The sequence below is a fragment of the Streptomyces sp. NPDC002671 genome, from assembly GCF_053592475.1.
Window position 1 is genome coordinate 1 of sequence record NZ_JBSFVU010000090.1, and the last position, 10,728, is coordinate 10,728.

Below are 10,728 nucleotides of genomic sequence, written 5' to 3' on the forward strand. Positions count from 1 at the left end.
TCAAGAGCCCGATCGACTACGAACACAGCTACCAGGCCAGCCTCACCGAGGAACTGGCTGCATAGGAAGGTCTCCACAGATCGGGGGGATTGACACAGTGAGGTTTTCTCAGAGGCTACTGAAATTGACTTCGTGATGTCGGCCTTGTGGGGCCAAGCAGCGTCACTCAACTCTGGGGAGGTCGGATGCCGTTCGCGGGTCATGTCCCCTCATCCCGGCCGGCCGTGGGGCCCGCCTCGAGGGTTGCGCGAAGGATGGCCAGGGTTGAGGCGATGCGGGCCAGGTCGTCGGGGGGAACCGCCGCGGTCAGTGAGATGAGCTCGCTTTCGACAATGGGGCGGGAAGCGGACAACTGCTTCTCACCCGCGGATGTGAGGCGGAGGACGGACGAGCGGCGGTCCTGGGGGTGCGCGACCCGCAGGCACCAGCCCGCAGCCACCAGCCGGTCGACCGCCTTGCTGACGGCCCCCACGGTGATCGCCAGTTCGCCGACGATGTCGAGTACGCGGCACCCCGGCACGCGGTCGATGATCTCCAAAAGCTCGAACTGTCCCAGCCCCAGCCCTTGTTCGGCACGCAACCGGGCGCTCACCGCGTTGTAGAGCCGGGTCTCGACGCGGACCAGATCGGTGAAGATCGGAGTGATGTGGCTCACATTAGCCTTCCAGTAGATTCCTGGGAATCATCTTCCTTGGAATCCGGTTGGGGTCAGGCAGGTAGATTCCAAGGAATCCATCCTCGCACCCCGACCCATGGAGGCCCCGCATGTCCCGACAGCAGCGCGACGCCCTGGACGCCATACTCCGTTCCGCCCCTCGCAGCGAGGTGCGGCCCACTCCCGAGGAGCAGCGCAGCGGTTTCGCCGCGGCTGTCACCCGCCCCGCGCCGGAGGGCGTGGTCACCCGCAGGACCGTCCTGGGCGGGCGGCCGATACTGGAGTTGGAGCCGGCCGAAGCCTCCGGCCGCGGCCGACTGCTCTACCTGCACGGCGGCGGCTATGTCATCGGCTCACCGGACACCCACGCAGGGCTGGTCGGTGAACTGGCCCGCCGCGCCGGGCTGCGCGCGACGTCGGTGGATTACCGGCTGGCGCCCGAGCACCCTTTCCCCGCGGCTGTCGACGACGGGCTCGCGGCCTACCGCGAGCTCCTGGCGTCGGGCACCGACCCACGGGACCTCGTCATGGCCGGTGACTCCGCCGGTGGCGGATTGAGCATCGCCACGCTGCTCGCCGCCCGGGAGGCCGGGCTGCCGCAACCAGCCGCCGTGGTCGTCTTCTCCCCCTGGGCCGATCTCACCCTCGCTGGAGGAAGCATCCGTTCCAAGGAGAGCGCCGACCCCATTTTCACAGAGGCCGACGTGCGCGCCTACGCCGATCTCTACGTCGGCGCAGGCGACAGGGCGCATCCCCTGGCCAGTCCGGTGTTCGCCGACCTCACCGGACTGCCCCCACTCCTCGTGCAGGTCGGGGCGAACGAGGTGCTCCTCGACGACGCGGTCCGGCTGGCCGGCCGCGCGGGCGCCGACGGCGTCGAGGTCACGCTCGAAGTCGGCCCCGGCCTCCCCCACGTCTTCCAACACCACTACGGCCGCCTCGACGAGGCTGACGCCGCACTCGACCGCGCCGCCCGCTTCCTCACCGCCCACCTGAGCGCCGGGCGCCCGGGCGCCGACCATCTCGAACCGGTCCACCGACACCGACCCGGCGGCCTCCACATGATGTCGGCGACGGCCGCAGGAGCACCATCGCCGACACGGTGTGCTGCTTGCGCGCGTTGACAGCCAGGACCGCGATCCACCCCCCGGCCAGGAACATGACGCCCGAGGCGGCGAAGGCCAGGGAGCAGCCGTGCGTCAGCGCCTCATTCGCCTTGGACACCGGGCCGAAGTCCTTGGCGGCCAGGGCCTGATCGCGCGCATGAAGCGCTCGGCATCAGCCGTCACCGTCATGGCGACGGGCGTGGGCGTGCGCGTGACGCCGAACCGACAAAGCCTCGCCGGATCCCGGCAAAGCCGGGAGCAACTCCCCGGAAGCCGTCGCATTGGTCTTCGCGCCGCGGGCTTCCCCGGTGACCCAGTGGCCGCACATGACTGCTGTGAGCCCGCAGACACTCCACAGAGCCAGGACGGCAAGATGGCCGGCGCCGGAGTTGCCGTCGAAGTACGTGGTATCGCGAAGCAGGCTGGCTCCGGCGCCGGGGGGCAGCCACTGGCCGACGTAGTCCACGCCCTTTGGGAGCATCTCCGGAGCAGAGGTGGCGCCAGAGAAGGCGTTCCCGACGAAGACCATGACCGCGGCGCTGAGCCCAAGGCCCCCCGGCCCGAGGAGTCGGATCACGCCGGCAGCGGTGGCGCTGATGGAGAGGAGGTCGAGCGACAGGACCGCCCACGTGGCCACGTGATTGTGGGGCAGCGCCCCGAGGAAACCCTGGGCCACGAGATAGACACCCAGGGCCGCGACGGCGCATGCGGCGAGAAGTACCAGCACTCGGTGCCGCGGGCGTGCAAGGCCAGGAGCCATCGTGACAAACGCGCCGATCAGGATGCCGCAGATCGTGAGCGGGAAGATCGATGAGCTGAACACCACACCCCGGAGGTCCTCTGCGGCGACGGGCACCACGTCGACCGCCTTCACAAGGATCTTCACAGAGGAATCAGCACCGGCGGCTCCCTGCCGGGCGGCCTTCTGCTGGACAGCGCCCGGCTGGGCGGCTGCCTGCTTGTGGGCCTTCGCCGGGGAATGCGCACCGGCGGCCTTCTGCTGGGCGATCTGCTGGGTGGCCTTGTCGGCCAGCTGTTGTCCGACATCGGTCAAAAGCTGGGCCACGGAAGGGCTGGCGGCGGTGGCCTTCAGCACGGTGATGCTGTCGCCGGAGATGGCGAAGGCGCCGTAGACATCCCGGTTCTTGATCGCCGACCGCGCGGCCTGCCGGTCGGCATAGAGGTGGAAGTCGAACGCGCCAGGCTTCGCACGGGTCAGTGCCTCCACCGCGTGCTGGCTGGCCGGCCCGGTCCCCACGATCCCGACCGGGACGTCGCGCGGCGAGATCCGCCCCGCCGGCCAGGCGAACGCCATCACCGCCAAAGTGATCACTATGGGCAGTGCCACGGCGGCAATGGCCACTTCCCGCCATGCCGGGTGTCCTGACAAGGGGTTCCTCACAACCCACCCTCTCACAAAAAAGAATGATCGTTTTCTTACATCTCAGTTTGACCTGCAGCGCCGGAAACCGTCAACACGAATGTTCGTTTTCTTTGTTAGACTGGCCTCATGCCCAAGGTCACCCAGCAGCACATGGACGCTCGCCGCGAGCAGATCCTGGACGCCGCGCGCCGTTGTTTCCTCCGTGACGGTTTCCACTCCACGTCCATGCAGGACCTGTTCGCGGAGGCGGGGCTGTCCGCGGGTGCGGTGTATCGGCACTTCACCAGCAAGGACGAGATGATCCTTGCGATCGCCGAGGACAACATGCGCGATGTCCTCGACATCACGCTCGCCGTCGCCACGAACCGGCAGGACCAATCCATGGGGGCGGTCATGGCGGAACTGCTCGACGTGATTCGGGCCAAGTCCGTCGAGGAAGACGTGGCCGGCCTCGCGGTTCTGGTCTGGGGAGAGGCCATGCGCAACCGATCACTGGCGCGCAAGCTCGACCATCTCATGGGCCGCATACGCGCCAATCTGGTCACCTTGGTGCGTTACCAGCAGGAACAGGGTGGTTTGCCTACGAACGTGACGGCCGAGGCGATCGCTTCAACGATGCTCTCCGTCCTCCCCGGCTACATCCTCCAAGTGGCTCTGCTCGATCCGGCTGTTGTGGCCGAGGTGCCTGACGCGGTGCGGGCGTTGTGGCCGGGGCCGGCCGGTGAGCGCTGAGCGGTCTCGCCGCTTACAGGGCCGCACGGGCTGGTCACAGGTGGGACATCCGCGGGCCAAGGTGAGACAAGGTCATTCGGAAGGGGTGCCGCTCCGGACGGAGGCACCCCTTCTGACCCGCGTTTGTGGGCGGCCTCGTGGGCTTCGAGGTGCGGTCGCCGATGCACTGAGCACTCTGCATCGTGAAGTTGCAGGTCACGGGTCTGGTGTGCGTGATGTCCGGGATGCTCGTGCTGGTCGCGGGCGGATGACTTCGGCGAAGATCGCCGGTCACCGGGAGACTTCGCGGTTCGTCAGCACCAGTAGGGCCGCACCAGGGCGGTCGCCCACCTCGGGTCGGTGCGTACCTTGCCGAGGACGCGCCAGTTCTTCAGGTGGGCGAAGCCGTGCTCGACCGGCGCCCGTACTGCGGCAAGGGCCGTGTTGGACAGCTTCTGCCCTCGCGTCAGCGGCCGGTTTCGGGCGGCCCTGCAGCCTGTGATCACTGCCGGATCGGCGTCGGGACCGCTGTCGTCGAGCCCGACGAATCCCAGGTCGGCGATGGCTCCGAGGCCGGCCGCCCGAAGCCTGGCGGTGAGCCGGCCGTGACGGCAGGCGGTGATCTCCGAGGTGCGTCCGGGCCGGGCCGCCGAGACCCAGAGCAGTCGGCCCTTGTCGTCGGTGAACGCGATCACGAGCAGGCCATGGTGTCTGTGCTTGATGCCCCTATGCTTGTCAAGCCGCGGCCGTGAGGGCTGATGGGTCGTCAGGCTGTTGGTGGCATGTGATCATGTCGGCGCGTATCAGCGCGTATCAGCGCGTAGCCCTCGCGGGCCGCCTAGCGCTTCAAGCAGCGCATGATCTCGCGCTCTCCTCGCCCCTCGGCGGTGCGTCGCTCCAGGTATGCGCGGGTGCGCTCGTCTTGGCACATGCGGTGACCACGATGCGGTGCAACGTGGCGTTGGCCTGCCGGTCCCCGCCCCGGTTGAGGCGACAGCGCTGATTGGTGCTGATGGCAGGCCTCAGCGTCGCCACGTTGGCGATACCGGCCACCGCGGCACAGGCAGACGTGACCATCGACTGAACGAGAACGGGCCTCAGGCACTGATCGACGCCGTCGGCCCCAAACCTTTCAGCAGGAGCGAGGACTTTCGGCCCCCGGTTCCGTCTGCCCCTGTTTCGGCCGCTGGTAGGCGTGGCTCTGCAGGCAGGGCCACGACGCTGTCGCCGGAGCGGGTGGAGCAGTTGTCCACCATCGGCATGCCCGGGACATGACTATGGAGACGGTGCTGCCCAGTACTGGTGCTACATGGAGGCACTTCCGCCTACAGGTGCGGGAAGAAGCAGACGCATTCGGCCTTTCAGGCGCCCCCTGATCACGGGTGCCCCTTTATGGTCAAAGTCTTCCGGCGAGCGGGAAGCGCAGGCTGAAGATGCCGCGCCACTGAAAAGTGGTCTGTGCCCCTTGGCCGCACACCCGTGAGCCGGTGAAACCTACGCGCGTGAAGGACCTTCGAAATCGCCACCCTGTTCCTGAAGCAGTGCGGCCAGGGCCTCTGCCGCGCCGGGGTCTCCTGCATCGGCGGCCCGGGTGTACCGGGCACGGGCACCCTCCGCATCCCCCTCCCCTGTCAAGAGCAGCCCGAGGTTGTACATGGCGCCGGCCGAACGTCCGAGGTCGGCGGCCCGCTGCCAGGCAACACGGGCCGTATCTTGCAGGCCCACGTGGTCGGCCGCGAGCCCGATGGGCACACATGCCTGCGGCGCCGCCAGTTCGGTCACCTTGGCCCAGATCTCGATGTCGCATGGTGGGCCTCGGCGCCCTGGTCGAGCCGCGTCGTAAACCACTGGCCGATCGCCTCATCCCGAGGGGAAGCTGTGCCCCATGACGACAACCTTAATCACCGGGGCCAACAAAGGCCTCGGCCACGAGACCGCCCGCCGTCTGACCGCCGCGGGCCACACCGTCTACCTGGGAGCGCGCAACATCGAGCGGGGCGCGGCCGCAGCAGCCGAGCTCGGCGCCCGGTTCGTGCAACTCGATGTCACCGACGATGCGTCGGTCGCCGCCGCGGTGGCTACCATTGAGGCCGACGGCGACCTGGACGTCTTGGTCAACAACGCCGGAATCGAGGTGCGTTCACCGGGAGGCGACATCATCGGCGCCGCGGAGCTGACCGCCGACGTGATGCGGGAGGTGTTCGAGACCAACGTCTTCGGGCTGGTCCGGGTGACCCACGCCTTCCTGCCACTGCTCGAACGCTCCGCCGCCCCGGTCGTGGTCAATGTCAGCAGCAGCCTGGCCTCGCTGGCTCAAGCCGGCAAGGGCTACCCGGGGGTCGCCTACCCGACCTCCAAGACCGCAGTCAACATGCTCACCGTGCAGTTCGCCAAGGCGTTCCCGCGGATGCGGATCAACGCCGTCGAGCCCGGCTACACCGCGACGGACCTGAACCGGCATGAGGGCACGCAGAGCGTCGAGCAGGGCGCCGAGATTATCGTTCGGATGGCTCAGCTGGGGCCAGACGGCCCGACCGGCGGCTACTTCGACGAGGCGGGCCCTCTGTCATGGTGATGCTGCAGCGCGGCGTGATCGTCTGCCACGAGACCATCCGGCGGTGGTGGTGAAGTTCGGGCAGGCCTATGCCGATGGACTGCGCCACTGCCGGCCACGGCCGGGGGACCAATGGCACCTGGACGACAATGCTCAACGCCCGAGCAATGCACCACCGTTGATGTTGAGGAACTCGCCTGTGATGTAGCGGGCCTCGGGCGAGGCAAGGAAGGCGACAGCCACTGCGATGTCCTCCGGCTCCCCCACCATGCCGACCAGAGTCTGGGTACGGCGCCTGGCGAGCTCCTCCTCGTCGGCAGTACGGCATTGGCTGTCGCACCGTACCGTCCCAACTGCTGTGCCAGCGTGTGGTTCCAGGCCGTCAAGGCCGCCTTGGCGGCTCCATAGGCGCCGTTGCCCCGCAGAGCGGCGGCGGAGCCGATGGTGATGAGACGGCTGCCGGACCGGGCCGGGCGCGGCAGCAACGCTTCGGTGAGCAGAACGGCCGGCAAGACGTTCCTGTCGAAGACCCGGCGCCATTGCTGGGCGACTTCCTTCAGGCCCCCTCCGGAGCAGGCCCGCCGCGCCCGCCCGCGTTGTTCACCCGCACATCCACGTTTGCAGGAAGGTTCTCCAGATCCCGCTCGACTTCCTCTGGTACGGACAGGCCGACCGCGACTGCCTGTACGGGATGAGCGCCTTCCGGCGTACCACACGGCGATCGCCCGTCCAATGCCTGTGCCGCCACCTCTGACCACCACGACACGCCCCACTGCGCCCATCAGGCCCACCGTTGCGCCAATCGATCATCACCCTGGCACGGGCGCATCGGTCCTCCGGCCGCAATGCGAGGTAGTCCGGAGTGACCTCCGCCACGGCCACTCGGCAGCGGGCTGGCGCAGCTGGCAGAGCACGAGTCGCGTGATCCGTCGGACACTCCTACAAGCCTCTCAATTGCCGAGTCGCCGGTAGCAGATGAGGGTGCAGTCGATGCTGGTGAAAGCCAGGAAGTGACTGGCTTTGCGCTCATAGCGGCGGTGCAGACGCCGGCATCCCGTGGCACATGTACAGGGCGGTCAGCATGATGGCACTCGAGCCGACCACCGCCACGAGCAGCGGATTCGAGCCCTGCAGGACCGCCGGGAGAATGAAGAAGTTCAGCAACAGGAAGCTGATGGCCAGCGCGACCAGCGCCATCACGCCACGCAGTCGGCGCCCACCGCCACGACGGCGAGCGCGAAGATCCCGGCCAACAGGCCCATCGGGAAGCGGCGGTTGACGTCGGTGACCGAGTAGTGCAGGTCTTTGGGCGCGGAGGGTTCGTATGCGGCGACGACCTTCTCGCCCTGGTGCAGCTGCCGCGCCTGGTCGGGCTGCACGATCTCGGTGAAGGTGCGGCCCTTGTCCTTGCCGGTGTCGACTCGGATCGTGGCCTTGTGGCAGGTGCCATTCGCCTCCTGCTGCGCCGAGTTGCCCTCGGCAGTGGAGGTGTCACCGGTGGGGGTCTCGCCGGAGGCGTTCACCGACTTGCAGCTCACCTCGACGACTTTGGTGACCGTCGCCTGCTGGGTCTGCTGGTCGAAGCCGACACCGGTGCGCTTGTGGGGCGGCGCATCGCCCGGCCACAGCACCACCAGGCCCACCACGACTGCGGCGGTGAACGGGATCAGGATCGCCGCGATGACCTTGCGCAGGTGCCGGGAGACCGGCGCGGCGGGTCCGTGGGTGTGCGCGTGTCCGTGACCGCCGGCGCCGGCTCCCGGGCCGTGGTCGGGACCATGTCCGGTGCCAGTCACTGCGGCGCGCCCATCGCCGGGGAGGGGATGTGGCCCGCGCCGGCATCGGGTCCGTAGCCGGGGCGAGGTATCGACTCGGGAGGATTCCCGTACTCGTAGTCGTGGCCGTACTCGCTCGCATGACCCCGGCCAGAGCGCTTGCGGATCTTCCTGTGAGCTACGTCAAGCCTGCCTCGCGCCTCTCCAATGGAGTGCCCAACCCCATCCTATGGAGGGGCAAAGAAATCCCTGCGGCGCTGCCGGTTTGCGCGCTTCGGACGTATGTTCCTCCCGCACCCTGTCATGTCACGTTCATTCGCCATGTGGGGTGAATGTCATGCTCATGACTGCGCGGTCCCTGCCGCCGCTACGCGCAATCACGGGCCTGCCCATCCAGTGTGAATCCCCACGTCAACCGGAGGCAGTTCCCCATGCGTGAGTCACACCCGAGCGGGCGGAGACGGAGTCTGCGAAGGCTCGTCGCCGTCGCCTTCCCCGCCCTTGCCCTCACCGTCGCCGGACTCGTCGCCGCCCCCACGGCCGGCGCCCAGCCCGCAGCGGCCCACCCGCACACCTCCAAGGTCACGCAGAACGCCAAGGCCCTGACCGACCCGACGCGGCAGACCTTCCACGCCACCGGCAAGGCCGGCCAGAAGGTGCCGACCCAGCACCTGTGCGCCATCGCCAAGCCGGGCCACGCGTCCTGCTTCGCCCAGCGCCGCACCGACATCAGGCAGCGCCTGGCCGCCGCCCTCGCGGCCACCCCCTCCGGGCTCTCTCCGGCCAACTTGCACAGCGCCTACAACCTGCCCACCACGGCCGGTACGGGCATGACCGTCGGCATCGTGGACGCCTACAACGACCCCAATGCCGAGTCGGACCTGGCCACGTACCGCTCCACGTACGGCTTGTCGTCCTGCACCAAGGCCAACGGCTGCTTCAAGCAGGTCAGCCAGACCGGCTCCACCACCTCGCTGCCGACCAACGACACCGGCTGGGCCGGTGAAGAGATGCTCGACATCGACATGGTCAGCGCGGTCTGCCCGAACTGCAGCATCATCCTGGTCGAGGCCAACTCCGCGACCATGGCCGACCTCGGCGCCGCCGAGAACGAAGCCGTGGCACTCGGCGCCAAGTTCATCTCCAACAGCTGGGGTGGCTCCGAGGACTCCTCCCAGACCAGCGACGACACTTCGTACTTCAAGCACCCAGGCGTCGCAATCACGGTCTCCTCGGGTGACTCCGCCTACGGCGCCGAGTACCCGGCGACCTCCCAGTACGTGACCGCCGTCGGTGGCACCGCGCTCACCACCGCTTCCAACTCCCGCGGCTGGAGCGAGTCGGTGTGGCAGACCAACTCCACGGAAGGCACCGGCTCCGGCTGCTCCGCCTACGACCCGAAGCCGAGCTGGCAGACCGACACCGGCTGCTCCAAGCGCATGGAGGCCGACGTCTCCGCCGTTGCCGACCCGGCCACCGGTGTGGCGGTCTACGACACCTACGGCGGCTCCGGCTGGGCGGTCTACGGTGGCACCAGCGCCAGCTCGCCGATCATCGCCTCCGTCTACGCCCTCGCGGGCACTCCGGGCGCGAGCGACTACCCGGCGAAGTACCCGTACTCCCACACCGGCAACCTGTACGACGTCACCAGCGGCAACAATGGCAGCTGCTCCCCGTCGTACTTCTGCACCGCGGGCACCGGCTACGACGGCCCGACCGGCTGGGGCACCCCGAACGGCACCGCCGCCTTCACCGCCGGCAGCTCCAGCGGCAACACGGTGACCGTCACCAACCCCGGCAGCCAGTCGACCACCACCGGAAGCTCGGTCAGCCTGCAGATCAAGGCCACCGACAGCGCGGGCGCGGCCCTCACCTACAGCTCGAGCGGCCTGCCGACCGGGCTGTCCATCAACAGCTCCACCGGCCTGATCTCCGGTACGGCCTCCACCGCGGGCACCTACCAGGTCACGGTCACCGCGAAGGACTCCACCGGCGCCTCCGGCTCGACCTCCTTCACCTGGACCGTGGGCTCCGGCGGGGGCGGCGGCTGCTCCTCCTCCCAGTTGCTGGCCAACCCCGGCTTCGAGTCAGGCAGCACCGGCTGGACCGCGACCAGCGGTGTGATCACCAACGACACCGGTGAGGCGGCCCACGGCGGCTCGTACTACGCCTGGCTCGACGGCTACGGCTCCTCGCACACCGACACGCTGTCCCAGTCGGTGACGATCCCGGCCGGCTGCAAGGCCACGCTGACCTTCTACCTGCACATCGACACCTCGGAGACCACCACCAGCACCGCGTACGACAAGCTCACGGTGACCGCCGGTTCGACCACCCTGGCGACCTACTCGAACCGCAACCACGCCTCTGGCTATGCCCAGAAGAGCTTCGACCTGTCGTCGTTCGCGGGCTCGACGGTCACCCTGAAGTTCAACGGCGTGGAGGACTCCTCCCTCCAGACCAGCTTCGTCGTGGACGACACCGCCCTGACGACCGGCTGACCGGCTGACCGGCTGACCGGCTGACCGGCACGAGTTGAGCAC

7 protein-coding genes and 5 pseudogenes are annotated in these 10,728 nt (G+C 68.3%); 5 read left to right on the top strand and 7 right to left on the bottom strand.

What is annotated here, in order from left to right; translation table 11 throughout:
- Nucleotides 1-199 precede the first annotated feature (199 nt).
- Entirely contained in the window at nucleotides 200-655 is a 456-nt protein-coding gene (locus tag ACWD35_RS43425; protein ID WP_451356852.1) for a MarR family winged helix-turn-helix transcriptional regulator, read from the bottom strand.
- Nucleotides 656-765: 110 nt separating this feature from the next.
- Between ACWD35_RS43425 and ACWD35_RS43430 the strand changes: the two genes are divergently transcribed.
- Nucleotides 766-1,779, top strand: coding sequence for an alpha/beta hydrolase (locus ACWD35_RS43430; protein ID WP_451356853.1), 1,014 nt, complete (start codon nucleotides 766-768; stop codon nucleotides 1,777-1,779).
- Nucleotides 1,780-1,933: 154 nt separating this feature from the next.
- Here the strand turns inward: ACWD35_RS43430 and ACWD35_RS43435 are convergent, their stop codons facing one another.
- A complete protein-coding gene (locus ACWD35_RS43435) occupies nucleotides 1,934-3,124 on the bottom strand; it encodes an ABC transporter permease (RefSeq protein WP_451356854.1) in 1,191 nt (396 codons plus the stop codon).
- Nucleotides 3,125-3,271: 147 nt separating this feature from the next.
- On the opposite strand from ACWD35_RS43435, the gene ACWD35_RS43440 reads away from it, so the two are divergent.
- Nucleotides 3,272-3,877 carry a TetR/AcrR family transcriptional regulator gene (locus ACWD35_RS43440; protein ID WP_451356855.1) on the top strand — a complete coding sequence of 202 codons (606 nt, stop codon included), beginning with the start codon at nucleotides 3,272-3,274 and terminating at the stop codon, nucleotides 3,875-3,877.
- 270 nt (nucleotides 3,878-4,147) lie between these two features.
- Here the strand turns inward: ACWD35_RS43440 and ACWD35_RS43445 are convergent.
- Both ACWD35_RS43445 and ACWD35_RS43450 read right to left on the bottom strand, forming a co-directional pair.
- A pseudogene (locus ACWD35_RS43445) lies at nucleotides 4,148-4,575 on the bottom strand (transposase family protein); the annotation flags it as partial.
- A gap of 775 nt (nucleotides 4,576-5,350) precedes the next feature.
- Nucleotides 5,351-5,638: a hypothetical protein gene (locus tag ACWD35_RS43450; protein ID WP_451356856.1), complete on the bottom strand. Its 288-nt coding sequence runs from the start codon at nucleotides 5,636-5,638 to the stop codon at nucleotides 5,351-5,353.
- A gap of 103 nt (nucleotides 5,639-5,741) precedes the next feature.
- On the opposite strand from ACWD35_RS43450, the gene ACWD35_RS43455 reads away from it, so the two are divergent.
- Both ACWD35_RS43455 and ACWD35_RS43460 read left to right on the top strand, forming a co-directional pair.
- Nucleotides 5,742-6,431, top strand: coding sequence for an SDR family NAD(P)-dependent oxidoreductase (locus tag ACWD35_RS43455; RefSeq protein WP_451356857.1), 690 nt, complete (start codon nucleotides 5,742-5,744; stop codon nucleotides 6,429-6,431).
- A pseudogene (locus ACWD35_RS43460) lies at nucleotides 6,428-6,558 on the top strand (IS6 family transposase); the annotation flags it as partial. The gene ACWD35_RS43455 and the pseudogene ACWD35_RS43460, both read left to right, overlap by 4 nt.
- Nucleotides 6,559-6,563: 5 nt before the next feature.
- On the opposite strand, the pseudogene ACWD35_RS43465 reads toward ACWD35_RS43460, so the two are convergent.
- The 3 pseudogenes from ACWD35_RS43465 to ACWD35_RS43475 all read right to left on the bottom strand — a co-directional run.
- A pseudogene (locus tag ACWD35_RS43465) lies at nucleotides 6,564-7,192 on the bottom strand (SDR family NAD(P)-dependent oxidoreductase).
- A gap of 168 nt (nucleotides 7,193-7,360) precedes the next feature.
- Nucleotides 7,361-7,468 (bottom strand): annotated as a pseudogene (locus ACWD35_RS43470) (IS5/IS1182 family transposase); the annotation flags it as partial.
- A pseudogene (locus ACWD35_RS43475) lies at nucleotides 7,455-8,206 on the bottom strand (YibE/F family protein); the annotation flags it as partial. The pseudogenes ACWD35_RS43470 and ACWD35_RS43475, both read right to left, overlap by 14 nt.
- Before the next feature lie 410 nt (nucleotides 8,207-8,616).
- On the opposite strand from ACWD35_RS43475, the gene ACWD35_RS43480 reads away from it, so the two are divergent.
- Nucleotides 8,617-10,686, top strand: coding sequence for a putative Ig domain-containing protein (locus ACWD35_RS43480; protein ID WP_451356858.1), 2,070 nt, complete (start codon nucleotides 8,617-8,619; stop codon nucleotides 10,684-10,686).
- The last annotated feature ends 42 nt before the right edge of the window (nucleotides 10,687-10,728 follow it).

What these genes read in the sequence shown, in the direction of transcription:
- ACWD35_RS43430 (WP_451356853.1), top strand. Translation starts at nt 766, where the DNA reads ATGTCCCGACAGCAGCGCGACGCCCTGGACGCCATACTCCGTTCCGCC.
- ACWD35_RS43440 (WP_451356855.1), top strand. Translation starts at nt 3,272, where the DNA reads ATGCCCAAGGTCACCCAGCAGCACATGGACGCTCGCCGCGAGCAGATC.
- ACWD35_RS43455 (WP_451356857.1), top strand. Translation starts at nt 5,742, where the DNA reads ATGACGACAACCTTAATCACCGGGGCCAACAAAGGCCTCGGCCACGAG.
- ACWD35_RS43480 (WP_451356858.1), top strand. Translation starts at nt 8,617, where the DNA reads ATGCGTGAGTCACACCCGAGCGGGCGGAGACGGAGTCTGCGAAGGCTC.